General features: G+C 44.7%; 23 protein-coding genes and 2 tRNA genes. 4 read left to right on the forward strand and 21 right to left on the reverse strand.

Features of this window, described 5'->3' with window-relative positions:
• Positions 1-73: 73 nt before the first annotated feature.
• The 15 genes from nlpI to rlmE all read right to left on the reverse strand — a co-directional run bounded on the left by nlpI (position 74) and on the right by rlmE (position 16,389).
• Positions 74-958 carry a lipoprotein NlpI gene (nlpI, locus tag Xind_RS06095; protein ID WP_047684435.1) on the reverse strand — a complete coding sequence of 295 codons (885 nt, stop codon included), beginning with the start codon at positions 956-958 and terminating at the stop codon, positions 74-76.
• Between the two features lie 203 nt (positions 959-1,161).
• Complete coding sequence (pnp, locus tag Xind_RS06100) at positions 1,162-3,315, reverse strand: polyribonucleotide nucleotidyltransferase (protein WP_187649670.1); 2,154 nt, start codon at positions 3,313-3,315, stop codon at positions 1,162-1,164.
• A 303-nt stretch (positions 3,316-3,618) separates the two neighbouring features.
• Complete coding sequence (gene rpsO / locus Xind_RS06105; RefSeq protein WP_038261508.1) at positions 3,619-3,888, reverse strand: 30S ribosomal protein S15; 270 nt, start codon at positions 3,886-3,888, stop codon at positions 3,619-3,621.
• A gap of 169 nt (positions 3,889-4,057) precedes the next feature.
• Entirely contained in the window at positions 4,058-5,002 is a 945-nt protein-coding gene (gene truB / locus Xind_RS06110; RefSeq protein ID WP_047684428.1) for a tRNA pseudouridine(55) synthase TruB, read from the reverse strand.
• Entirely contained in the window at positions 5,002-5,412 is a 411-nt protein-coding gene (gene rbfA, locus Xind_RS06115; RefSeq protein ID WP_047684425.1) for a 30S ribosome-binding factor RbfA, read from the reverse strand. The genes truB and rbfA overlap by 1 nt, the downstream gene beginning before the upstream one ends.
• Positions 5,413-5,519: 107 nt before the next feature.
• Positions 5,520-8,291: a translation initiation factor IF-2 gene (gene infB, locus Xind_RS06120; protein ID WP_047684422.1), complete on the reverse strand. Its 2,772-nt coding sequence runs from the start codon at positions 8,289-8,291 to the stop codon at positions 5,520-5,522.
• Positions 8,292-8,316: 25 nt separating this feature from the next.
• Positions 8,317-9,825: a transcription termination factor NusA gene (gene nusA, locus Xind_RS06125; RefSeq protein WP_187649671.1), complete on the reverse strand. Its 1,509-nt coding sequence runs from the start codon at positions 9,823-9,825 to the stop codon at positions 8,317-8,319.
• Between the two features lie 21 nt (positions 9,826-9,846).
• Positions 9,847-10,299: a ribosome maturation factor RimP gene (gene rimP / locus Xind_RS06130; protein ID WP_047684417.1), complete on the reverse strand. Its 453-nt coding sequence runs from the start codon at positions 10,297-10,299 to the stop codon at positions 9,847-9,849.
• A 237-nt stretch (positions 10,300-10,536) separates the two neighbouring features.
• Positions 10,537-10,613 (reverse strand) — tRNA-Met (locus Xind_RS06135).
• 58 nt (positions 10,614-10,671) lie between these two features.
• A tRNA-Leu gene (locus Xind_RS06140) sits at positions 10,672-10,761 on the reverse strand.
• Between the two features lie 114 nt (positions 10,762-10,875).
• Positions 10,876-11,223 carry a preprotein translocase subunit SecG gene (gene secG / locus Xind_RS06145; protein ID WP_047684412.1) on the reverse strand — a complete coding sequence of 116 codons (348 nt, stop codon included), beginning with the start codon at positions 11,221-11,223 and terminating at the stop codon, positions 10,876-10,878.
• Positions 11,224-11,420: 197 nt separating this feature from the next.
• Positions 11,421-12,752, reverse strand: a complete 1,332-nt coding sequence (glmM, locus tag Xind_RS06150; protein WP_047684410.1) for a phosphoglucosamine mutase — start codon at positions 12,750-12,752, stop codon at positions 11,421-11,423.
• Positions 12,753-12,828: 76 nt separating this feature from the next.
• Positions 12,829-13,674, reverse strand: a complete 846-nt coding sequence (gene folP, locus Xind_RS06155; protein ID WP_187649672.1) for a dihydropteroate synthase — start codon at positions 13,672-13,674, stop codon at positions 12,829-12,831.
• Between the two features lie 112 nt (positions 13,675-13,786).
• On the reverse strand, positions 13,787-15,712 hold the full coding sequence (gene ftsH / locus Xind_RS06160; protein ID WP_187649673.1) for an ATP-dependent zinc metalloprotease FtsH: 1,926 nt from the start codon (positions 15,710-15,712) through the stop codon (positions 13,787-13,789).
• Positions 15,713-15,759: 47 nt separating this feature from the next.
• Positions 15,760-16,389 carry a 23S rRNA (uridine(2552)-2'-O)-methyltransferase RlmE gene (rlmE, locus tag Xind_RS06165; RefSeq protein WP_047684401.1) on the reverse strand — a complete coding sequence of 210 codons (630 nt, stop codon included), beginning with the start codon at positions 16,387-16,389 and terminating at the stop codon, positions 15,760-15,762.
• A gap of 133 nt (positions 16,390-16,522) precedes the next feature.
• On the opposite strand from rlmE, the gene yhbY reads away from it, so the two are divergent.
• A complete protein-coding gene (yhbY, locus tag Xind_RS06170; protein WP_047684398.1) occupies positions 16,523-16,816 on the forward strand; it encodes a ribosome assembly RNA-binding protein YhbY in 294 nt (97 codons plus the stop codon).
• Positions 16,817-16,967: 151 nt separating this feature from the next.
• On the opposite strand, the gene greA is transcribed toward yhbY, so the two are convergent.
• Positions 16,968-17,444, reverse strand: a complete 477-nt coding sequence (gene greA / locus Xind_RS06175) for a transcription elongation factor GreA (protein ID WP_038261474.1) — start codon at positions 17,442-17,444, stop codon at positions 16,968-16,970.
• A 315-nt stretch (positions 17,445-17,759) separates the two neighbouring features.
• Between greA and dacB the strand changes: the two genes are divergently transcribed.
• Complete coding sequence (gene dacB, locus Xind_RS06180; RefSeq protein WP_187649674.1) at positions 17,760-19,208, forward strand: serine-type D-Ala-D-Ala carboxypeptidase; 1,449 nt, start codon at positions 17,760-17,762, stop codon at positions 19,206-19,208.
• 83 nt (positions 19,209-19,291) lie between these two features.
• Here the strand turns inward: dacB and cgtA are convergent, their stop codons facing one another.
• The 3 genes from cgtA to rplU all read right to left on the reverse strand — a co-directional run bounded on the left by cgtA (position 19,292) and on the right by rplU (position 21,178).
• The gene (gene cgtA, locus Xind_RS06185; RefSeq protein WP_187649683.1) at positions 19,292-20,461 is read right to left on the reverse strand and encodes an Obg family GTPase CgtA; all 1,170 of its coding nucleotides are present in this window, start codon (positions 20,459-20,461) and stop codon (positions 19,292-19,294) included.
• Between the two features lie 130 nt (positions 20,462-20,591).
• The gene (gene rpmA / locus Xind_RS06190) at positions 20,592-20,849 is read right to left on the reverse strand and encodes a 50S ribosomal protein L27 (protein ID WP_038261469.1); all 258 of its coding nucleotides are present in this window, start codon (positions 20,847-20,849) and stop codon (positions 20,592-20,594) included.
• A 20-nt stretch (positions 20,850-20,869) separates the two neighbouring features.
• Positions 20,870-21,178, reverse strand: a complete 309-nt coding sequence (gene rplU, locus Xind_RS06195) for a 50S ribosomal protein L21 (protein ID WP_045968299.1) — start codon at positions 21,176-21,178, stop codon at positions 20,870-20,872.
• 250 nt (positions 21,179-21,428) lie between these two features.
• On the opposite strand from rplU, the gene ispB reads away from it, so the two are divergent.
• Positions 21,429-22,400, forward strand: coding sequence for an octaprenyl diphosphate synthase (ispB, locus tag Xind_RS06200; RefSeq protein WP_047684391.1), 972 nt, complete (start codon positions 21,429-21,431; stop codon positions 22,398-22,400).
• 42 nt (positions 22,401-22,442) lie between these two features.
• On the opposite strand, the gene Xind_RS06205 is transcribed toward ispB, so the two are convergent.
• Together Xind_RS06205 and Xind_RS06210 are read right to left on the reverse strand one after the other, a co-directional pair.
• Entirely contained in the window at positions 22,443-22,826 is a 384-nt protein-coding gene (locus Xind_RS06205; protein ID WP_047684388.1) for a DNA-binding protein, read from the reverse strand.
• A gap of 77 nt (positions 22,827-22,903) precedes the next feature.
• Entirely contained in the window at positions 22,904-23,251 is a 348-nt protein-coding gene (locus Xind_RS06210) for a DNA-binding protein (RefSeq protein ID WP_047684385.1), read from the reverse strand.
• Between the two features lie 187 nt (positions 23,252-23,438).
• Between Xind_RS06210 and Xind_RS06215 the strand changes: the two genes are divergently transcribed.
• Positions 23,439-23,702, forward strand: a complete 264-nt coding sequence (locus Xind_RS06215; protein ID WP_047684383.1) for a helix-turn-helix domain-containing protein — start codon at positions 23,439-23,441, stop codon at positions 23,700-23,702.
• Positions 23,703-23,773: the final 71 nt, after the last annotated feature.

Genomic DNA, 23,773 nt, shown 5'->3' on the forward strand with positions numbered 1-23,773 from the left:
TATAAAACGAACAAACAAATCCCCACCTCTTATAGATGTGGACTTAAAAATCTGTCGTGAAAATGTTCGTCAGCTATTGTTGGTTCGATTCTGATAGGTCATCTTGTCTTTGGCCTAGCAGCGCCAATTCCAACAATGCATAGCGGTGCTCAACAAAGTTATGGACATTATTAGCTACCGTCAGCTTGAATAACGCAACCGCGCTATCCTCATCCCCCAGACTTAGGTAATGCTTACCTAAATAGAAGTCAGTTTCACTGAGATGCTCAGCGAGCGAAGTGTTATCTGTCGAACCTTGTTTCAGGCGTTTCATCAGTGTCTTCTCACTGATCTTACCTAAATAGAATTCAACAATATTCCAGCCCCATAGCCCCCGGTTCGTTTTGTCAAAGCGATGCGACAAATTAGTCATTGCAACCTTCGGATCGATTTTCTCTTCCACAAGGTACAACCACAACGAACGGAAGGGATCATTTGGATCGTCTTGATAAAACGCCTGCAGATCATCCTGCGCTAAACGATAACGGCCACCGTAATACAGTGCAATTCCGCGATTCATTCGCGCGTAGTTGTAAGTTGGATCAAGCTCTAAAACAGAATCAAACGCTTCATAGGCAGCATCAAAATTGCCTGCCTGCGTAAAATAAATCCCCAAGTAATTAAAAATCTCAGGAATATCAGGACGGATAGACAAAGCAACTGAAAAATCATTCTGTGCCAATGCCCTCAGCCCGAGGCTATCATACAGCACACCTCTTTCATATAAAAGCTGTGCATACTCATCTTCCTTAAGAGAGCGGCTCGCAAGTATTTGTTCCATGCGCGCCAAAATAACCTCTTGTTGCAATGTTGGTTGAAGTGGAATAGCAAAAACTTCATTTTTACGCCACTCAGTGCTGCCACATCCTATAAGGAGAAAAATAGCTGCAACGTAATACCAGCGCAGAAAAGAATTCATTTCCCACTCCCGAAGTCAGACATTAATCAGAATGCCCTGTTACTCCACCCACGGTTGTTCCACCCACATTGTATATTTCAGGCATCCCGCCAGAAATTAACTGCCTTCCTTTATCTTTCAAATTGTCCTTTGTTGGCGACAATGCGAAATCTATTGGAGATAAACGGCGCCCTTTTTACAGGACACCGTTCTTTACGTCAAATTTATTCTACTGATGATTCCGGTGATTGTGATGTTTCATCGATAATATTCAGCATAGTATTAGCTACTGCTTCTTTCATGCTCAGGCGGATACGACCCTGACGGTCAATTTCCAGCACCTTGACAGGAACTTCCTGACCAATCTGCAAATAGTCAGTGACTTTCTCTACACGTTTGTCTGCGATCTGAGAAATGTGTACTAATCCTTCTTTACCACCGCCAATCGCAACAAATGCGCCAAAGTCAACAATACGAGTAACTTTACCAGTATAAATACGGCCAACTTCAACTTCAGCAGTAATCTCTTCAATACGGCTGATAGCATGACGCGCTTTTTCACCATCAGTCGCTGCTATCTTCACTGTACCGTCATCTTCGATTTCAATAGTTGTGCCTGTTTCTTCAGTCAAAGCACGGATCACGGAACCACCTTTACCAATCACGTCTTTGATCTTATCTGGATTTATTTTGATGGTGTGAATACGTGGCGCAAATTCAGAGATATCATTACGTGGACTCTGGATTGCCTGCTCCATTACGTTCAGTATATGTAAACGAGCACCTTTAGCCTGATTCAAAGCAATTTGCATGATTTCACGGGTGATACCTTCAATTTTGATGTCCATCTGCAATGCGCTGACACCATCACGGCTACCCGCAACTTTAAAGTCCATATCACCCAGATGATCTTCATCACCCAGAATGTCAGAAAGAACCACAAAGTTATCGCCTTCTTTCACCAGTCCCATGGCGATACCTGCAACTGCGGCCTTAATCGGTACACCTGCATCCATCAGTGCCAATGAAGCACCACAGACGGAAGCCATAGAAGAGGAACCATTGGATTCAGTAATTTCAGAAACCACACGAACGGTATATGGAAACTCGTTGATGCTAGGCATTACCGCCAGAACACCACGTTTCGCCAAACGACCGTGACCAATTTCACGACGTTTTGGCGAACCAACCATACCCGTTTCACCAACAGAGTATGGAGGGAAGTTGTAATGGAACAGGAAGCGATCTGTGTATTCTCCCATCAGTTCGTCGATCACCTGAGCATCACGTTCAGTACCCAATGTTGCTGTAACCAGTGCCTGAGTTTCACCACGGGTAAACAGAGATGAACCGTGAGTACGTGGCAATACGCCAGTACGAACGTCCAGTGCACGAACCATATCTTTTTCACGACCATCAATGCGAGGCTCGCCACGCAGGACACGGCCACGAACGACGTTTTTCTCCAGAACAGACAATACTTCAAGCACTTCTGTCTCTTCCAGTTCAACACCTTTTTCTGCTGCTTCTGCCAAAATGATAGCAGAAACTTCTTCTTTGATAGTATCAACCTGAGCGTAACGCTCCTGTTTTTCAGTAATGCGGTAAGCATCACCCAAACGGCTTTCTGCCAACTCAGCAACGCGATCATGCAGAGATTGGTTGACAGTCTCTGGTGTCCAATCCCACTTCTCTTTACCCGCTTCAGCAGCCAGTGCATTGATATTATCAATCACAATCTGCTGTTGTTCATGGCCGAACACCACCGCACCCAACATCTGCTCTTCTGTCAGCAGATCCGCTTCGGATTCAACCATCAGTACAGCGCTTTCAGTACCTGCAACAACCAAATCCAAGCGACTGTTTTTCAGCTCATCGCTGGTTGGGTTCAATACATACTGATCATTGATATAACCAACGCGCGCTGCACCAATTGGGCCATTGAATGGAATGCCAGACAATGCCAACGCCGCAGAAGAACCGATCATAGCAACGATGTCCGGGTGAACCTGTGGGTTTACGGAAACAACGGTTGCAATGATTTGAACTTCATTCAGGAAACCTTCCGGAAACAGTGGGCGCAATGGACGGTCGATAAGACGGGCAATAAGGGTTTCACCTTCACCCGGACGGCCTTCACGACGGAAAAAACTGCCAGGAATACGACCAGCAGCATATGTACGTTCTTGATAGTTAACAGTCAGTGGGAAAAAATCCTGACCTGGTTTCACTTTTTTCTGACCAACAACGGTAACAAATACCGCAGTGTCATCCATATTTACCATAACAGCCGCTGTCGCTTGACGAGCCATCATGCCTGTTTCGATGGTCACCGTGTGCTGACCATACTGGAATTTACGAACAATCGGATTCAGCAAAATAATATTCCTTCGTTAGTGTTGCTGCCTTTTAACTATCAGCAACAATGGATATTCTCTTCATTGCTACACCCTCACGACTAATGACAGCGCTTAATCCCCTTTGTCTTTCAAGTGCAACTTTGTTAGCCGCGCTATAACTTAGCATCTACCGGGTATATCCTTTTAAGTACTCTCATTAGCCGCGCGAGTCACTGTAGCTGAAGAGGTTCAAATATTTCAGAAACGGAATTTAAGTTTCTTAAATTCTACTTTCTAGAAGAAAAGGGGCCCGATAGGCCCCTTTCCACTGAAACTCATCAATTAGCGACGCAGTCCCAGACGCTCAATCAGCGCGGTGTAACGTGCCAGATCTTTACGCTTCAGGTAGTTCAGTTGATTACGACGCTGTGCAACCATACGCAGCAGACCACGACGGCTGTGGTGATCTTTTTTATGCTCTGCAAAGTGACCTTGCAGATGGTTGATTTGTGCAGTCAGCAGGGCAATCTGAACTTCACTAGAACCACTGTCGTTAGCGCCACGGCCAAACTCAGCAATAATCTGCGCTTTTGCTTCAGTACTTAGAGACATAGTATAACTCCAAATAATAGATTATGAATGACGAGTGCCGATCTCTAATTCAGCCACTCATATACAGGCGCATTATTCTACGCTGCAAATAGGTGAAGCGCAAGATAACCCCATAAATGCTTACTTTTGATATAATTCAACCATCATTCGGTTTTTACTATCATAAGTTTTAACTAACATTATCTTCCACTACCAAACGACGCGGAGCCACTAAGCCATCATCATCAATCACGGCAATACCGATGAATTTGTTTTCATCTCCTTCGGTAATACGTACCCACTCACCAGATGGTAAACGGTGCTGGCTACGAACAGGCTGTCCCTGCTTAAAATAAGCAGCAACAACAGATGTCAGATGAATTACAGGGAAATGCACAACTGCCGTATCCATCGGTAACAGTAATGGGTCGAGCAATTCTCCTGTTTCAATCTGTTGTCTTTCCGCCTGTTCTTTTAACTCATATAACTGTTCCAATGTCACCATTCTATGATTAGGATAATTGGCAACCTGCAAACGACGCAGATAAATCACATGGGCACCACAACCCAACAACTCTCCTAAATCGTCAATGATAGTACGGATATAAGTCCCTTTGGAACAGTGGATTTCCAGCTCCAGTTCATCACCTTCCCAGCGAATGAACTGCAATTCATAAACAGTAATTGGACGCGCTTCCCGCTCAACTTCAATGCCCTGACGAGCATATTCATACAGCGGTTTTCCCTGATGTTTTAATGCAGAGTACATGGAAGGAACCTGCATGGTATCACCACGGAATGTTTCCAATGCCTCATCAAGCTGAGCCAGAGTCACCTGAACTTCACGTTCACAAATGATTTTTCCATGAGAATCGGAAGTATCAGTGCGCTGTCCTAAACGGGCAATGACTCTATAGCGTTTGTCAGAATCCAGCAAAAACTGAGAAAACTTGGTCGCTTCACCCAGACAAATCGGCAACATTCCAGTTGCCAGCGGATCTAACGCACCTGTATGACCTGCTTTGCTGGCATTAAAGACCCGCCTTACTTTCTGTAAAGCATCATTGGAGGAAATATCCTGCGGCTTGTCCAGCAACAGTACGCCGTGTATCGCACGACCCCGACGACGCCCCATTACTTTTCCTCGTTATGATCCGCAGAAGCACGACGCTGCTCATCATTTTTTACGACATTAGTCACCAAATTTGACATACGCATCCCCTCTATCAAAGAACTGTCGTAAGAAAACGTCAGTTCAGGAATAATACGCAGACGCATCGCTTTGCCCAGTAAAGAACGAATAAATCCAGAGGCTTCATTCAATGCCTTAATACCCTCTTGAACCTTATCTGAATCATGTTCTTCTACTAACACATTAAGAAAAGTCACAAATATTTTGGCATAAGCCAGATCGCGGGAAACCTCAACACCAGAAACAGTGGCCATACCGATACGGGGATCTTTGACTTCACGCTGTAAAATGATGGCAATCTCTTTTTGCATTTCTTGTGCAACGCGCTGAGTACGACTGAATTCTCTTGCCATTGTTTTATCTCCTGACATTTTGGGGGGCATTAAGCCCCCCAAGAATGGATGAATCTATACCCGTCTTTCAAGCTACTACCTGAAATCTATTGGGTAATTGTGGTTTTTTAATCGATGGAGCGTTTAATTTCAACAACTTCGAAGACTTCTATCATATCGCCAACACGGACATCATTGTAGTTCTTCACACCAATACCACATTCCATGCCATTACGAACTTCGTTAACGTCATCCTTAAAGCGACGCAAGGATTCCAGTTCACCTTCGTAGATAACCACGTTATCACGCAGAACACGGATTGGATTATTACGTTTAATGGTACCTTCTGTCACCATACAGCCAGCAATTGCACCAAATTTCGGTGACTTAAAGACATCACGGACCTCTGCCAGCCCCATGATTTGCTGTTTGTATTCTGGAGCCAACATACCGCTCATTGCCTGTTTGATTTCATCAATCAAGCTATAGATAACGGAGTAATAACGCAGATCAACACTTTCGTTTTCAATGATACGACGTGCAGAAGCATCAGCACGGACGTTGAAGCCCAAAATGATTGCGTTGGATGCTGCCGCAAGCGTTGCGTCAGTTTCAGTGATACCACCCACACCGGAACCGATAATTTTCACTTTCACTTCGTCAGTAGACAACTTCATCAGTGAATCACAAATCGCTTCGCACGTACCCTGAACGTCGGTTTTCAGGACGATGTTCAGTTCAGATACTTTACCTTCTTCCATGTTAGCAAACATGTTTTCCAGTTTAGATTTCTGCTGACGAGCCAGTTTCACTTCACGGAATTTGCCTTGACGGTACAATGCCACTTCACGGGCTTTCTTCTCATCTCGTACAACAGTTGCTTCATCACCCGCAGATGGCACGTTGGACAGACCAAGTATTTCCACTGGCATAGATGGGCCGGCAGACATGACTTCCTGACCAAGTTCGTTACGCATCGCACGGATACGGCCATATTCGAAGCCGCACAGAACGATATCACCTTTGTTCAGAGTACCGGACTGCACCAGAATGGTTGCAACAGGACCGCGGCCTTTATCCAGGAAGGATTCAATGACCACACCATTTGCCATACCAGTACGAACCGCATTCAGCTCCAGAACTTCAGCTTGCAGCAAGATAGCTTCCAGCAATTCATCAATACCAATACCTGCTTTAGCAGATACATTGATAAACTGGTTTTCACCGCCCCAATCTTCCGGAATAATGCCGTACTGCGACAGTTCATTCTTCACGCGATCCGGATCAGCTTCTGGTTTATCAATTTTATTAACCGCAACAACTACCGGCACACTAGCTGCTTTGGCGTGCTGGATAGCTTCAATAGTCTGAGGCATCACACCATCATCCGCAGCGACAACCAGAACAACAATGTCGGTTGCTTTAGCACCACGAGCACGCATGGAGGTAAATGCAGCATGGCCTGGAGTATCCAGGAAGGTGATCATGCCTTTTTCAGTTTTCACATGATATGCACCGATATGCTGTGTAATACCGCCCGCTTCACCGGAAGCCACTTTGGTTGAACGGATATAATCCAACAAAGAGGTTTTACCATGGTCAACGTGACCCATGATGGTAACCACAGGCGCACGGGGCTCAGCCTGAGTTTCACCAGTGTCACGATCGCTCATCAGCGCTTCTTCTAGCTCGTTCTCACGACGCAGAATAACTTTGTGCCCCATTTCTTCGGCAACCAGTTGAGCTGTTTCCTGATCGATAACCTGGTTAATGGTCGCCATTGCCCCCATCTTCATCATGGTTTTGATGACCTGGGAGCCTTTAACAGCCATCTTATTAGCCAGTTCAGCAACGGTAATGGTTTCACCAATTACTACATCACGGTTAACGACTGCTACAGGTTTGGTAAAGCTCTGCTGCAAAGCAGAGGTTTTGCGCTGTTTGCCTTTGGTACGGCCGACTGCACGTGCTTCTTCACGATCAGCTTTCGATTCAGAATGTTTATTATTCTTCTTCTGGCGGGAGGATTTGCCGCCACGGCTGCGGGCACGGCGATCGCCTTCAACTTTAGCGTCATTCTCATCTTCCGCATCACGGGCATGACGGGAAGTGGTTACATGATAGTCATTGCTGTCATTAAGATCAGAGTCGTCAGACCATTTATCCTGATTTTCTTCTGCCATGCGGCGAGCTTCTTCTGCTACCCGTCTTGCTTCCGCTTCAACTTTACGACGCATCTCTTCTTCAGCTTTGCGTTTTAAATTTGCTGCTTCAGCTTCACGACGCGCTTTTTCAGTTTGCGCTGCTGGCTCAGTTTGCACTGGTTTCGATTTCTTTTCGGTATGTTGCTTAGTCACTTTTTCTTTTTCCGCTGCCTCACGCTGAGCCTTTTCAGCCTCTTCACGTTTGGCTTTTTCTTCTGCTTCACGTTGAGCTTGCTTTTCTGCTTCGCGTTTTGCCTGTTCTTCCGCGTTACGTTTCGCTTGCTCTTCCGCGAGTTTCTTCGCTTCAGCTTCAAGCCGCGCCTTTTCTTCTGCCTCGCGCCGAGCCTGCTCTTCCGCTTCACGCTTCGCCTGTTCTTCCGCTTTAGCTTGTTCAATCGCGTCACGGTTCACATATGTGCGTTTTTTACGGACTTCAATCGCTACCGATTTACTTTTGCCACCGGTGCCAGGGACGTTCAGTGTACTGCGCGTTTTACGCTGTAGTGTTAATTTACCTGGCTGACCGCCAGTACCGCCTTGTTCGCGGTTCAGGTGGGCCAGCAAAGCTTCTTTTTCTTTCTGGGAAACAGAGTCAGTTGCGGTTTTCTGAATGCCAGCATCAGCGAATTGCTGGATCAGGCGTTCAACCGATGTCTGGATCTCTTCTGCCAGTAATTTTACGGTTACCTCTGTCATTCTGTTCCTTCCTGCTACAGTTTATTTATGCATCATCGCCAAACCAACAGATATTACGGGCTGCCATAATGAGTTCTCCTGCTTTCTCATCATTCAGTCCTTCGATATCAGATAAGTCGTCGATACCCTGCTCGGCAAGATCTTCCAGAGTGCAAATGCCACGGGCAGCCAGGTTAAACGCCAAAGTACGCTCCATGCCAGGCAGATCCAGTAAATCTTTGGCTGGTTGCTGATCACCAAGACCCTCTTTCTGAGCCAGTTCCAGCGTCGTCAAGGCCGCTTTTGCACGTTCACGGAGAACTTCAACGGTTTCCTCATCAAGGCCTTCCACTGCCAGAAGTTCATTGATTGGCACATAAGCCAACTCTTCCAGTGTGGAGAAACCTTCTTCGACCAATACAGTGGCGAAATCTTCATCAATGTCGAGGTGCTTAGTAAATGTATCAATAGAAGCATGAGCTTCTGCCTGATGTTTCGCTTGCAGCTCTTCCGCAGTCATGACATTCAGTTCCCACTTGTCATCACCACGATGTTTTTTCAGCAATTGTGCCGCCAGACGGACGTTTTGTCCATTACGACCAATCGCCTGAGCAAGATTGCTGTTTTCCACGGCAACATCCATCGTACAGTTATCTTCATCAACAACGATAGATGCAACATCCGCCGGAGCCATTGCATTAATAACAAATTGCGCAGGATTGTCATCCCACAATACGATATCAATTCGTTCGCCACCCAACTCACTGGAAACGGCCTGTACCCTTGCACCACGCATACCTACGCAAGCACCGACCGGATCGATACGCTTGTCATTAGTTTTCACCGCGATTTTGGCTCGGGAACCCGGATCACGGGCAGCAGCTTTGATTTCAATAATTTCTTCACCAATTTCCGGTACTTCGATGCGGAACAATTCAACCAGCATCTCTGGACGAGAACGGCTAATGAAAAGCTGTGCGCCACGTGCCTCTGGACGCACATCATACAAGACACCACGCACGCGGTCACCCGGACGGAAGTTTTCACGTGGCAGCATGTCTTCACGCAAAATAACCGCTTCAGCATTATTACCCAAATCAAGCGTAATATTATCACGATTTACTTTTTTGACCTGACCAGTCACGATCTCACCCTGCTGTTCGCGGAACTGATCGACAACCATTGCACGTTCAGCCTCACGTACTTTCTGCACGATAACCTGTTTTGCAGTCTGAGTTGTAATACGGTCAAAAGTTACTGATTCAATTTGATCTTCAATATAACCACCCAGTTCAATTTCTGGGTCTTCAAATTTTGCAGCTTCCAATGTGATTTCACGCGTCGGCAGAGTGACTTCTTCAACAGCTAACCAACGGCGGAAGGTATCAAAATCACCGGATTTACGATCGATGCAAACACGGACATCGATTTCCTGCTCATATTTTTTCTTGGTGGCTGTCGCCAATGCAATCTCTAATGCTTCGAAGATTTTTTCACGAGGGAGAGATTTTTCATTAGAAACCGCTTCCACAACAGCCAGAATTTCTTTATTCATCCTAGTTGCCTCATCTGAACTTTAAAAGTGGGGTACCAGATTCGCTTTCTGGATGTTGCTCAGTGCGAACACTTCGTCTTTTCCATCCACCGTAACCGTAATCATTTCACCATCAACAGCTTTGATAATTCCTCGCCATTTACGACGGTTTTGCATTGCCATGCGTAACATCAAGCTGACTTCTTCCCCCATGAAACTCTGGTAGTGTTCAGCCTTAAACAGTGGACGATCTAGCCCCGGTGAAGATATTTCCAGGTTATAAAGCCCTGAGATCGGATCTTCGACATCGAGTACTGCACTGACCTGATGGCTAACATCAGCACAATCATCAACAGTGATACCCTCCTCACTATCGATATAGACCCGCAGTGTCGATACACGTGCGCGAATAAACTCCAGGCCCACTAATTCAAAACCTAAAGCTTCAACTGGTGCTGAAATCATCGCTGTTAATTTTTGCTCTAATGTGGACAAGCCCACCCCCAAGACATAAAAAAAGGGCTATATTAGCCCAGTAGTTCTGCTGTCAAATAACAAAAAACCCCGAAAACCGGGGCTTTATGCAACTGGACCCTATTTACTGCCAGTGGTCTCAACCAACTTCTTTTATACCTCTCAAAGCTATACCTCTGGAAGCAACCTGTCAAATCAGGATTGATACCCTAGGCTGCTAAATCATAACTATTTGAAAGGGTATATGTTGTTAAGAAGTGGTTGCGGGAGCCGGATTTGAACCGACGACCTTCGGGTTATGAGCCCGACGAGCTACCATGCTGCTCCATCCCGCGTTCGAAAACGTGGCAAATCTTACGCTGATAACACTAAAAACGCAAGTTTCTAGATTAATGGTGCCGAGGACGGGACTTGAACCCGTACGCCCGTTGTTTAGGCACTACCACCTCAAGGTAGCGTGTATACCAATTTCACCACCTCGGCACTGATTGTAGAACTGTTATCTTAATCTGTTAAGATACCAACTGTTTAAATTAACAACCCTACTTCAATTCTTTTTCTGACTATTTCTTTTTACCGAAAACTTTCTATCAAGAGTTACTGTGGGATATCACTATTCGGTTTAGTCGGCTTTGCTGGCACTACTGGAACTTCTGTTTGTTTCTCAACTTGTGCAGGTTCAGCAATATTTTCCCACTTACCACTTGAACCAGTTCTGTTACTGGTCATATTACCCAGAACCAAACTAATAACAAAAAACAGTGTTGCAAAAACTGCTGTCATACGGGTCATAAAATTCGCAGAACCCGATGAACCAAATATTGTTGCAGACGCACCCGCACCAAAGGAAGCACCCATATCAGCACCTTTCCCCTGCTGCAGCAGAACCAGAGCGATGAGCCCGATACCGACCAGCAAGAATATACCTAAAAGAGCTTCATACATATGTTGTACCCGTTTCCTCGTGGGATTTGCCATAACTTTGGTAACGTCATAACTCTGGTAACGTTATACTGCATCACCCGCTCAAAGTTAAAAAAATTAACTTATTGAGCGGGTGTGAATACTAACCAAAGCGTTTCAGACAAGCAAGGTTAATTTCAAATACTGATGCTGATCGAAGAAAAAAACAGCAAATCAGGCTATTTTTTCACAACATCTGCGATACGATGTGCCAGTGTCGTAACCTGTTCCTCATCTTCACCTTCTACCATCACACGGATTAGTGGCTCCGTGCCCGATTTGCGTAACAGTACCCGACCACGACCATCTAACTCAGCTTCAACTTCTTTAACAACTTCGAGTACTCGTTCTGATTGCAAAGGATCGTTATCACCACTAAAACGAACATTGACCAGCACTTGGGGCAACAATTTCATGCCACTACATAGATCATGCAGACTCATATTGTTGCGCACCATAGCACTCAATACCTGCAAACCAGCAACGATACCATCACCTGTTGTGGTTTTATCCAGTAATATGACATGGCCTGAATTTTCTGCGCCTAAACGCCAGCCTTTTTCTTGCAACGTCTCCAGTACATAGCGGTCACCGACTTTGGCACGTTCAAATGGAATACCAAGCTGTTTCAACGCCAACTCCAATCCCATATTGCTCATCAACGTTCCCACTGCTCCACCGCGCAGTTGCCCTTGTCGCAATGCTTCACGTGCGATGATGTAAAGTATCTGGTCTCCATCCACTTTCTGACCTAAATGATCAACCATGATTATCCGATCACCATCGCCATCAAATGCCAAACCGACATTTGCCTGCTCTTCCAAAACCCGTTTCTGTAATAGCCGGACATCTGTCGCACCGCATTCTTCATTGATATTGATGCCATTGGGCTCACAACCAATGGTTATCACATCGGCGCCCAACTCTCTGAGAACATTCGGTGCGATATGGTAGGTAGCACCATTAGCACAATCCAATACAATTTTTAATCCATTTAGACTTTGTTCACTAGGGAATGTGCCTTTACAGAATTCGATATAACGGCCTGCCGCATCAACGATACGATTAGCACGCCCTAATTCAGCGGATTCTACGCAAGTCAGCGGCTTCTCCATTTCGGCTTCAATGGCTTCTTCCACATCATCAGGAAGTTTAGTGCCATCAATGGAAAAGAATTTAATACCGTTGTCGTAGTAAGGATTATGGGAAGCAGAAATAACGATTCCCGCTTCAGCGCGGAAAGTACGAGTCAGGTATGCTACGGCTGGCGTCGGCATCGGGCCAGTAAACGATGCTGATAGTCCCGCGGCTGCCAATCCCGCTTCCAAAGCAGATTCCAACATGTAGCCGGAAATGCGGGTATCTTTACCAATAATAATTTTGCGAGAACCATGACGCGCCAGTACCTTACCCGCGGCCCAACCAAGTTTTAAAACAAAATCAGGGGTAATCGGACTATTACCGACTTTGCCACGGATTCCATCAGTACCAAAATATTTACGGCTACTCATAAATTTCTTTCTTCCTTTGCTGAACGTATTCTTTGTTCACAATCTGTGTCTTGCTGATAATTTTTCCGGGAGGTCTCTACTGACGAACAATCGTCTTCTCTGACAAGGTTGCCTGAACAATCTGCATTGCCTGCACCGTTTCTTTTACATCATGCACGCGAATAATATGAGCTCCCTGCATAGCCGCAATGACAGCACAAGCAACACTTCCCGTTACTCTCTCCTGTGGTGGAACATGAAGTAACTGACCAATCATAGACTTACGTGACATACCAGCCAGAATCGGCAAGCCAAGATGGTGGAGCTCTTTCAAATGAGCCAATAGTTGATAATTATGTGATAAATTCTTACCAAAACCGAATCCCGGATCTATCATCAGCTTGTTTCTTTTAATGCCTGCCGCAACACAGCGTTCAATCTGCTCTTCTAGGTACGTTTTGACTTCTGCCACAACATCTTCGTAGTGGGGCTCTACCTGCATTGTTCGGGGTTGTCCCTGCATGTGCATTAAACAAACTGGTAACTCTGCTTTTACGGCCACCTCTAGTGCACCCGGCTCCTGCAATGAACGGATGTCATTAATGATATGAGCCCCTGCTTTGGCAGCTTCCTGCATTACGATAGCTTTTGACGTATCAACAGAGATCCACACCTTAAAACGCTGTGCCAAAGATTCTATTACAGGTACAACGCGATCTAGTTCTTCCTGTTCACTGACATCATCAGCACCGGGACGCGTCGATTCGCCACCAACATCAATAATAGTGGCTCCTTCTTCAATCATTCTGGCAGCATGTTGTAGTGCCGCATTAAGGGTACGGTGAGTACCACCATCTGAAAAGGAATCAGGGGTAACATTCAGAATTCCCATGACTTGCGGATGGGAAAAGTCAAGAATGCTGCCTCTGGAAGTCAGTTTCATCGCTAGGGGGCCTTAATGTTAAAAACCCCAGGATAAACCTAGGGTTTAGTAAGTACGGTCTGTCAAAACCAGAGGCAACCTTCTATCAATGATCGCCCTTGGTTTGAATAGATTATGCAGTTGGATTACCATCCGCAGGTTTCGTGGCTTGCTGCTGAGACGATGTATTCTGACGATTATTACTGCTATTACCGCCATTATCGTTATCGCCTTCCCAACCCGCCGGTGGACGGACTGTAGTACGGTTCATCAGGTCATCAATCTGAGGCGCATCAATGGTTTCGTACTTCATCAAAGCATCTTTCATTGAATGCAAGATATCCAGATTATCCATCAGAATCTGACGTGCACGCTGATAGTTACGATCAATGATAACTTTCACTTCTTGATCAATTAAACGTGCAGTATCTTCCGACATGTGTTTTGCCTTAGCCACAGAACGGCCAAGGAAAACTTCGCCTTCTTCTTCCGCATACAACAGTGGACCTAGTTTTTCCGAGAAGCCCCATTGTGTCACCATGTTACGGGCAATAGATGTCGCCACTTTAATGTCATTGGAAGCACCCGTAGAAACATTATCTGGACCGTAGATGATCTCTTCTGCAAGACGGCCGCCGTATAAAGTAGAAATCTGACTTTCTAATTTCTGACGGCTGGCACTGATTTGATCACCTTCTGGCAAGAAGAAAGTTACACCCAATGCGCGACCACGGGGAATGATTGTCACTTTATGGACAGGATCATGTTCAGGAACCAGACGGCCAATGATGGCATGTCCTGCTTCGTGGTAAGCGGTGGCTTCTTTCTGCTCTTCTGTCATGACCATTGAACGGCGCTCTGCACCCATCATGATCTTATCTTTTGCCTTCTCAAATTCCACCATAGAGACGACGCGTCTGTTGCCGCGAGCGGCAAACAAAGCTGCTTCGTTCACTAGGTTTGCCAAATCCGCACCAGAGAAACCAGGTGTACCACGGGCAATAATGGAAGCATCAATGTCAGTATTCAATGGAATACGGCGCATATGAACTTTTAGAATCTGTTCACGACCGCGAACATCTGGCAGACCAACGACAACCTGACGGTCGAAACGGCCCGGACGCAACAGAGCAGGGTCCAGAACATCAGGACGGTTAGTTGCAGCGATAACGATAATGCCTTCGTTACCTTCAAAGCCATCCATTTCAACCAGCATCTGGTTCAGCGTCTGTTCACGTTCATCGTGTCCACCACCTAAACCAGCGCCACGTTGGCGCCCTACGGCATCAATTTCGTCGATAAAGATAATACAAGGAGCGGCTTTCTTCGCTTGTTCAAACATGTCACGAACACGAGAAGCACCAACACCAACAAACATTTCAACAAAGTCAGAACCAGAAATGGTGAAGAATGGTACTTTAGCCTCACCTGCAATTGCTTTCGCCAGTAAAGTCTTACCTGTACCCGGAGGCCCTACCATCAGGATACCTCTCGGGATCTTACCACCTAGTTTCTGGAAACGGCCGGGTTCACGCAGGTATTCAACCAATTCACCTACTTCTTCTTTTGCTTCATCACAACCAGCAACATCAGCAAACGTGGTTTTGATCTGATCTTCCGTTAACATACGGGCTTTGCTTTTACCGAAAGACATCGCTCCTTTACCACCGCCACCTTGCATTTGGCGCATAAAGAAGATCCAAACGCCAATCAGCAGTAGCATTGGGAACCATGAAATAAAGAGAGTCGCTAACAGGCCCTGTTGCTCTGGTGGTTCACCAACAACTTTTACCTGTTTGTTGAGCAGCGTATCCAGCAGCTTCTCATCCTGAACTGGCATATACGTGCTATATTTTCCACCGTTGTCTTTCTTAGTGAAATCAATGTCACGACCCGAAATACGTACTTCACTGATTTGATTATGTGATAACTCACTGATGAAGTTCGAGTAATCCACCCTACGACCACTGGAATCGCCGGGACCAAAACTCTGGAACAATAACATCAAGACAACTGCGATGACTAACCAGAGAATCAGGTTTTTCGCCATGTCACTCAAGGGATTAACCTCATATTACAACTGTGTTAACAAATAGCAGCAGAGTACTACACTTTCCGCCCTGTCGCTACAATGTATACTTCACGTGATCGTGCCCGCGAAGCGTCTGGTTTACGAATTTTGACTTTCGTAAAAAGGGAGCGTATTTCCCTCAGGTACTCATCAAAGCCCTCTCCCTGAAACACTTTGACGATAAAACTACCCCCAGGGGCCAGCACATCACGACACATATCCAACGCTAACTCAACCAGATACATGGATCGAGGAATATCGACCGCGGGGGTTCCACTCATATTGGGAGCCATATCCGACATGACGACCTGGACTTTATTATCACCAACTCTCTCAAACAATGTTTTCAATACAACCTCATCACGGAAGTCCCCCTGTAGGAAATCAACTCCGACAATGGGATCCATCGGCAAAAGATCACAGGCAATTACCCGACCACGATCACCAATCTGACTGACTACGTACTGAGACCACCCACCTGGGGCAGCGCCTAAATCAACAACGGTCATGCCCAGTTTAAAGATTTTGTCGCTTTGCTGTATCTCATCAAGTTTAAACCAAGCGCGGGAGCGAAGCCCTTTTTTCTGCGCCTGAAGAACATATTTATCACTAAAATGTTCCTGTAACCAGCGACTTGAGCTTGCTGAGCGTTTTTTATTGGCCATTGTTCTTTCCAACTATACTAATAAAGAGCCCTATTTTTGCATTCTCTTATCAAACCACACCACACACTTATGGTGATAGATAGGAGATGGCGGTAGAATATGTCGTTTTCAATCCCAACTAAGCAAAAAAACGATGACTCTTAACAAGAAACAAGTGCAATACCTGAAAAGTCTCGCTCATTCATTAAAGCCTGTTGTTATGATCGGTAACAACGGACTGACTGAAGGCGTATTGGCCGAAATCGAACAAACCCTTTCGCATCACGAGCTTATCAAAGTCAAGGTTGCAGGCGAAGACCGTGAAATCAAAACTTTGATCGCGGAAGCTATTGTTCGTGAAACTGGCGCATATAATGTGCAAATTATTGGAAAAATGCTAGTTCTCTACCGCCCATCGAAAGAACGCAAGATTAGTTTACCGAAATAATCTCAACATATTTATACAAAAGTGCCATTCTACCATGATAAAAAAGGCCAAATCAGGCCTTTTTATTTCCATCATCAATATATAATCGCTGTTTTCTACGCCCCTCCCCGCTCTACAAGCGGGAAGGTTAATTCAACCTTTAAATTGAATATCAAATATACTCAACGTTCAGAACTTCATATTCCACTTTGCCGCCCGGAGTATCAATCACAGCAACATCATCCACTTCTTTTCCAATTAAACCACGGGCAATAGGCGAGTTAACCGACAGCAGGTTTTCTTTGATATTCGCTTCATCGTCCCCCACAATGCGGTAAGTCTGTTCTTCATCAGAATCAACGTTTAACACCGTTACCGTTGCACCAAAAATGACACGGCCATTGTTGGTCATCTTAGTGATATCGATCACTTGTGCATTAGAAAGTTTAGCTTCAATTTCTTGAATACGGCCTTCACAGAATCCCTGTTGCTCACGAGCAGCGTGATATTCAGCATTTTCTTTCAAGTCACCGTGCTCACGCGCCTCAGCGATTGCAGTAATAATTTGAGGGCGACGTACATTTTTCAAATATTCTAATTCTTCGCGCAATTTATCTGCGCCACGTACCGTCATCGGAATTTGTTTCATTTATCAAACCTCTAAATCAATCCTAAGCCCAGACAACATCTTCCTGATTTTTGCAATAGCATCACTTCTCTTGCAATAACAATATCTTGCAATAGATTACAACACAATGAGCACACCCTATCAGGCGGGCTTCCAGACAATAAAAAGAGTATAAACTACAGAATACTCTGATAGTTCACATACATATTTAAACTGCTAATCTATCATTTTAACGTAGAGTTGATGATGGATCATCGTTTACTTTTTCCTGAATTGCATCTTAGTATTATTGATACAAATATTATCGGAATACATCCACATTTATATGCGAGATCTATGGCTCTTTTAAAGATTATCAGCAGAATAGCTTGTGTGCTCAGTTTGAGCCTGAGTATTTTCAGTGCAAATGCATCTTCAATTGAAGAAAATATTCAATATTTGCCAGCGGGAACTAATTTTTCATTTATCGCCCAGAAAGTCGGCGAAAAAACACCTCTCATTGATTATCATGGACAGCAATTGGCATTACCTGCCAGTACTCAGAAAATTGTGACAGCATTAGCTGCCTTATTGCAGCTTGGCAAAGATTTCCGTTTTGTGACTACATTAGAAAGTGACGCTCATGTTGAAGATGGCAGATTAAAAGGCAATCTTATCGCCCGTTTCGTTGGTGATCCATCGCTAACACGCACACAACTGCGTAATATGGTAGAAAAGTTAAAACAATCTGGTGTACAGCAGATCGAGGGTGATCTCATCATGGATATTTCCATTTTTTCCAGCCACGATAAAGCCCCCGGTTGGGTATGGAATGATATGACACAATGTTTTAGTGCCCCTCCTGCTGCCGCTATTGTGGATAAAAACTGTTTTTCAGTCTTACTCTACAGCGCTGAACAAGCTGATGCATTAGCCACTGTCCATGTTCCTTCGTATTATCCTGTCAATATATTCAGTGAAGTAAAAACACTTGCGAAAGGTTCTCCAGAAGCAAAGTATTGTGAACTTGATGTGACAACAGGAGAATTAAACCGATATACGCTGACTGGCTGTCTGACACAACGTAGTGAACCCTTACCACTGGCATTTGCTATCCAGAATGGAGCAAGCTATGTGGGTGCTATTCTGAAAAATGAACTACATCTTGCTGGAATTGAGTTAAAAGGCCATCTACGACGCCAATCGCTTTCTGAACAACCGGAAAAGATCCTCGCATTGAATCAATCAATACCTTTACATGACCTGCTTAGAATCATGCTAAAAAAGTCAGATAATATGATAGCTGATACCGTTTTTCGCACCCTGGGACATTATTACTTTAACGTTCCCGGCACCTGGCGCTCCGGCTCTGACGCTGTTCGTCAGATCTTAAAACAAAAGGCAGGTATTGATCTTGGTAATAGCGTCTTAGTTGATGGTTCCGGCCTCTCACGTCATGATCTTATCACTCCTTCAACCATGATGGAGATTTTACAATTCATTGCCCAACACAATAACGAACTGGATTTTATCTCCATGCTGCCGCAAGCCGGTTATGATGGCACACTAGCCTATCGTCCCGGCCTGCATGAAGCTGGCGTTAATGGTAAAGTTTTTGCGAAAACAGGATCTTTGCAAGGTGTATATAATCTTGCTGGCTTTATGAAAGCTGCCAGCGGACAGCAGATCGCTTTTGTTCAATTTATTTCGTCTTACTCCGTCTCTCCTGAAGATCAGCGTCAGCGCCGTGTTCCTCTGACTCGTTTTGAAAGCCATTTATATAAATCACTATACAAAAACAATTGACGAAAATGCCTTCTGAGAGAATAAGAAAAAAAGGGCGCTTCAAATACGCCCTTTTCCGTCATTTAGATATCTGGTGTGAGAACTTAGCGTTTGTAAATAAATTCAACGCCTTCGTCATCTTCTTCATCCCAGTTGTCATCCCAATCATCAGTATCAGATGATTGCTGCAACTGTTCCTTATGGTAGTCATCCCACATGAACTCCACTTTCTTCGGTTGAGATCCTTCCTCGGCATCTACTTGGCGAGGCTGAGCCTTGATGAATTCCATGATATCCCAGCAGAGCTCTTTCACTCCCTGACGATTCACCGCTGAAATCATGTAGTAATCGCCTTCCCAACCCAGTTCATCAGCAATTGCCTTCGCTTTCAATTTAGCTTCTTCCGGATCGGTCAGATCAACCTTATTGAATACCAACCAGCGTGGTTTTTCAGCCAGTTTTTCACTGTATTTATGCAGTTCATTGATGATAATACGAGCATTCTCTACTGGATCAGATTCATCAATTGGACAGAGATCAATTAAATGCAACAGTACACGGCAACGCTCCAAGTGTTTCAGAAAACGGATACCCAAACCGGCACCTTCTGATGCACCTTCAATCAAACCTGGGATATCCGCTACGACGAAGCTTTGCTCGTTATCCATACGTACGACACCAAGACTTGGTACTAACGTCGTAAATGGATAATCAGCGACTTTAGGTTTTGCTGCTGAAACAGCGCGGATGAAGGTAGATTTACCCGCATTTGGCATTCCCAACATCCCTACGTCAGCCAACAACATCAGCTCCAACAGTAGCTCACGACTTTCTCCCGGCGTTCCCATGGTTCTTTGGCGAGGAGCGCGGTTAACAGAGGATTTAAAACGGGTGTTACCCAATCCATGAAAACCACCTTTCGCAACCATCAAGCGTTGCTCATGACGTACCATATCGCCCAGAATTTCCCCTGTCGCGATATCACGGATACGAGTCCCTACTGGTATTTTAATGGTAATATCCTGACCACGCTTGCCAGTACAATCGCGGCTTTGCCCATTTTGCCCACGTTCAGCACGGAAGGACTTCTCAAAACGGTAGTCAATTAGTGTATTGAGGTTTTCATCTGCCAGTAGATAAACATCACCGCCATCACCGCCATCACCGCCGTCCGGCCCACCTTTTGGAATATATTTTTCACGACGGAAGCTGACACAGCCATTGCCACCATCTCCCGCTACAACCAGTATCCTGGCTTCATCTACAAATTTCATCATTTTTCTCCGTAGGATAGCCACTATAAAGCTGGATGGCAGATCGTACCCAGAGATGGCATAATCCAAAATATAAAAAGCCCCGCAACACATATTGCAGGGCTTCCGATTCGATCGAAGTTCAAAAAATTTATTCAGCTACGATGCTGATAAATTTACGGTTTTTTGGACCTTTAACTTCGAATTTAACTTTTCCGTCAGCTAATGCAAACAGGGTGTGGTCACGGCCACAACCTACATTGTTGCCTGCGTGGAATTTAGTACCACGTTGACGAACGATGATGCTACCTGCCAAAACAGATTCACCACCAAAACGTTTTACACCCAGACGTTTGCTTTCAGAATCGCGACCGTTACGAGTCGAGCCGCCAGCCTTTTTGTGTGCCATTAATCTGCTCTCCTAATATCTTAAGCGATGCCAGTGATTTTAACATCAGTGAACCACTGACGGTGGCCCTGCTGCTTACGGCTGTGTTTACGACGACGAAACTTAACGATTTTAACTTTCTCGCCACGACCGTGCGCAACAACTTCAGCTTTAACTTTAACGCCTTCAACTACTGGAGCGCCGATTTTGATGTCTTCACCATTAGCGACCATCAGAACCTGGTCAAACTCAACAGTTTCACCTGTTGCGATGTCCAGCTTTTCCAAGCGAATAGTTTGACCTTCGCTTACTCGGTGTTGTTTACCACCACTTTGGAAAACCGCGTACATATAAACTCCGCTTTCCGCACACTCCCTAAAATTCTTTCCAGAGCGCGCTATAAAATATTCACAATAGGGCGCGAATTCTACGCAAAAACCACTTGGAAGACAAGAGCAGAATTAGAGCAGAGGAGAAAAAAGCCGAGTTTTTCGATTGTCATTTATTTGAACGGTTTTTCAAGTACAATCAACCTATCGCGATATCTATTGATACACTAATTAATGAGCACAGTTCTGAATCAGAGTCCGAAGCCAAAACATGAACTTAGAAACTATAATTAAACTTACAGCTGATGATATGGCAGCGGTTAATGAAACAATTCTTAACCAATTAAATTCTGATGTAGCGCTAATCAACCAGCTTGGTTATTACATTATCAGCGGCGGTGGTAAACGTATTCGCCCAATGATCGCAGTGTTGGCTGGTAAGGCACTGCATTATGAGGGAAATAAACATATCAAAATTGCTGCCCTGATCGAATTTATCCATACAGCAACCCTACTCCATGATGACGTCGTAGATGAGTCCGATATGCGCCGCGGTAAAGCAACTGCCAATGCTATGTATGGCAATGCAGCCAGCGTTCTGGTTGGCGATTTTATCTATACCCGCTCGTTTCAGATGATGACAGACCTCAATTCTATGCGAGTGCTGAAATTGATGTCTGACGCCACGAATGTTATCGCTGAAGGTGAAGTAATGCAGTTGATGAACTGTAACGATCCGAACATTTCAGAAGATGACTACATGTGCGTAATTTACAGTAAAACTGCACGCCTGTTTGAAGTAGCTGCGCATTCTGCTGCTATTTTGTCTGGTGCAACTCAGGAGCAAGAAGAAGCACTACGTGATTATGGTCGCTATCTTGGTACTGCATTTCAATTGATTGATGACCTGTTAGACTACGATTCCGATGATAATACACTTGGGAAAAACACCGGAGATGATTTAAACGAAGGTAAACCAACTCTCCCACTTTTACATGCAATGAATCACGGAACACCTGAACAGTCAGCATTGATCCGCGAAGCTATTGAGAAAGGCAATGGCCGCCATTTGCTGGATACTGTGCTTACAACGATGAAACAGTGTGGTTCACTTGATTACACCCGCCAACGGGCGGAGGAAGAAGCGGATAAAGCAATCTCAGCGTTACAAGTACTTGATGAGTCTCCATACAAAGCGGCCCTTGTGGGATTGGCCCACATCGCTGTACAGCGACTTTCCTGAGCCAGACCCAAGATAGTATGCCCTGGGTATAAGTATCCCAGACTATTCAGTCTGGGATACGCCTTTGTTTTCAACTTCTTGAATTCCTATATACTGCACAATGCTGGCAAGTCCTTTACGTAAAATGAACTTAACCATTCGCTCCCTTTCTGGCTTGGTCAATTGATAATAAGCTTCCACCCAAATCATAAACGGATCCTGTCGTTTGTTCCGATAATACTCAACCGAGCTCTCACTAACGGTCAGTACATTCAAAACATCTTCGGGCAAGCTATTGATATGATATTCGAGAGCTTTTCCCTGCACTCCACGCTTACGGCGTTGTTCCCAACCTTCACGTCTTGCCATCAGGTTTACTCCCTGGGGGGACGATGGCAGACCAGCGAGGCCAATGAGTTCCTTTGCAGAATACCATTCTTTTTTCATCTCTCTTTCTCCTCGCTTTGTACCGGAGCAGTAAAGAGGAAGCCAAATTTTAAACATTTAGCTTTTCAAAAGCTGCCTCAGGTAGCTACGATTTTTTCCAAAAAACTTCTTATTCCATCTCGTAGTATCACTTCTGTAATTATCTCCTTTTCTTCATCCGTGAGTAGATTAAACGCACTTACCCAAATGGATAGTGGGTCTTGTTTCTGAACCTGATATTCAGGTGATATTTCATTAAGTTCCAGAGCTGCCAATGTTGTTTCAGGAAAACATGAATAGTGATATTCAATCGCCCTTCCTTGAACACCTGTTCGTTTTTGTCTCAACCACTCTTCACGTTTGGCTCTGGCATTCACTCCTTGTGGTGATCTAGGTAACTCACCTACACCGGTCAACTCCATTGCCGTATACCACTCTTTTTTCATAATGTTTCTCTATTTTTGTAACCAAGTTCAAAAAAGAAGTTATTAAGAAAAAATTAAAAATATTTTTAGAAAAAATAATGTTATTTTATTTTCTTAATAACAGATCCATGTTCGTTATTAATTTCACTCTAACGCTTTAGTTATACCACTAATGTGGCTCTAAATTTAATAGGAAAGGATTAAAAAAATGATTTCTATGAAATCGGATTGGCATCCTGCTGATATTATTGCTGCTTTACGTAAACGTGGAACAACTCTGGCCGCTGTTTCTCGTGAATCAGGACTAAGCTCATCAACTTTGGCGAATACTCTTTCTCGCTCATGGCCCAAGGGAGAATGGATAATAGCAAACTACTTAGGTATTCATCCGTCTGAAATATGGCCAAGCCGTTATTTCAATCCTCATACTGGAGAGTTATTAGAAAGGAAAGTAAGAGAGAAAAAAGAATAATTAGCTACCAATATAATTATTGAAAGAAAAACCGCTAGCTTTTTTAAACTAGCGGTTTTCGTTATCTAATA

Origin of the sequence: Xenorhabdus indica (assembly GCF_014467235.1) — a bacterium.
In the GTDB taxonomy this organism is placed as follows: Bacteria; Pseudomonadota; Gammaproteobacteria; order Enterobacterales; family Enterobacteriaceae; genus Xenorhabdus; species Xenorhabdus indica.

Excerpts from the sequence above, each read along its gene's own strand:
- nlpI (WP_047684435.1), bottom strand. The coding sequence starts at position 958 with ATGAATTCTTTTCTGCGCTGGTATTACGTTGCAGCTATTTTTCTCCTT.
- rpsO (WP_038261508.1), bottom strand. The coding sequence starts at position 3,888 with ATGTCTCTAAGTACTGAAGCAAAAGCGCAGATTATTGCTGAGTTTGGC.
- truB (WP_047684428.1), bottom strand. The coding sequence starts at position 5,002 with ATGGGGCGTCGTCGGGGTCGTGCGATACACGGCGTACTGTTGCTGGAC.
- rbfA (WP_047684425.1), bottom strand. The coding sequence starts at position 5,412 with ATGGCAAGAGAATTCAGTCGTACTCAGCGCGTTGCACAAGAAATGCAA.
- infB (WP_047684422.1), bottom strand. The coding sequence starts at position 8,291 with ATGACAGAGGTAACCGTAAAATTACTGGCAGAAGAGATCCAGACATCG.
- nusA (WP_187649671.1), bottom strand. The coding sequence starts at position 9,825 with ATGAATAAAGAAATTCTGGCTGTTGTGGAAGCGGTTTCTAATGAAAAA.
- secG (WP_047684412.1), bottom strand. The coding sequence starts at position 11,223 with ATGTATGAAGCTCTTTTAGGTATATTCTTGCTGGTCGGTATCGGGCTC.
- glmM (WP_047684410.1), bottom strand. The coding sequence starts at position 12,752 with ATGAGTAGCCGTAAATATTTTGGTACTGATGGAATCCGTGGCAAAGTC.
- folP (WP_187649672.1), bottom strand. The coding sequence starts at position 13,674 with ATGAAACTGACTTCCAGAGGCAGCATTCTTGACTTTTCCCATCCGCAA.
- rlmE (WP_047684401.1), bottom strand. The coding sequence starts at position 16,389 with ATGGCCAATAAAAAACGCTCAGCAAGCTCAAGTCGCTGGTTACAGGAA.
- yhbY (WP_047684398.1), top strand. The coding sequence starts at position 16,523 with ATGACTCTTAACAAGAAACAAGTGCAATACCTGAAAAGTCTCGCTCAT.
- greA (WP_038261474.1), bottom strand. The coding sequence starts at position 17,444 with ATGAAACAAATTCCGATGACGGTACGTGGCGCAGATAAATTGCGCGAA.
- dacB (WP_187649674.1), top strand. The coding sequence starts at position 17,760 with ATGGCTCTTTTAAAGATTATCAGCAGAATAGCTTGTGTGCTCAGTTTG.
- cgtA (WP_187649683.1), bottom strand. The coding sequence starts at position 20,461 with ATGAAATTTGTAGATGAAGCCAGGATACTGGTTGTAGCGGGAGATGGT.
- rpmA (WP_038261469.1), bottom strand. The coding sequence starts at position 20,849 with ATGGCACACAAAAAGGCTGGCGGCTCGACTCGTAACGGTCGCGATTCT.
- rplU (WP_045968299.1), bottom strand. The coding sequence starts at position 21,178 with ATGTACGCGGTTTTCCAAAGTGGTGGTAAACAACACCGAGTAAGCGAA.
- ispB (WP_047684391.1), top strand. The coding sequence starts at position 21,429 with ATGAACTTAGAAACTATAATTAAACTTACAGCTGATGATATGGCAGCG.
- Xind_RS06205 (WP_047684388.1), bottom strand. The coding sequence starts at position 22,826 with ATGAAAAAAGAATGGTATTCTGCAAAGGAACTCATTGGCCTCGCTGGT.
- Xind_RS06210 (WP_047684385.1), bottom strand. The coding sequence starts at position 23,251 with ATGAAAAAAGAGTGGTATACGGCAATGGAGTTGACCGGTGTAGGTGAG.
- Xind_RS06215 (WP_047684383.1), top strand. The coding sequence starts at position 23,439 with ATGATTTCTATGAAATCGGATTGGCATCCTGCTGATATTATTGCTGCT.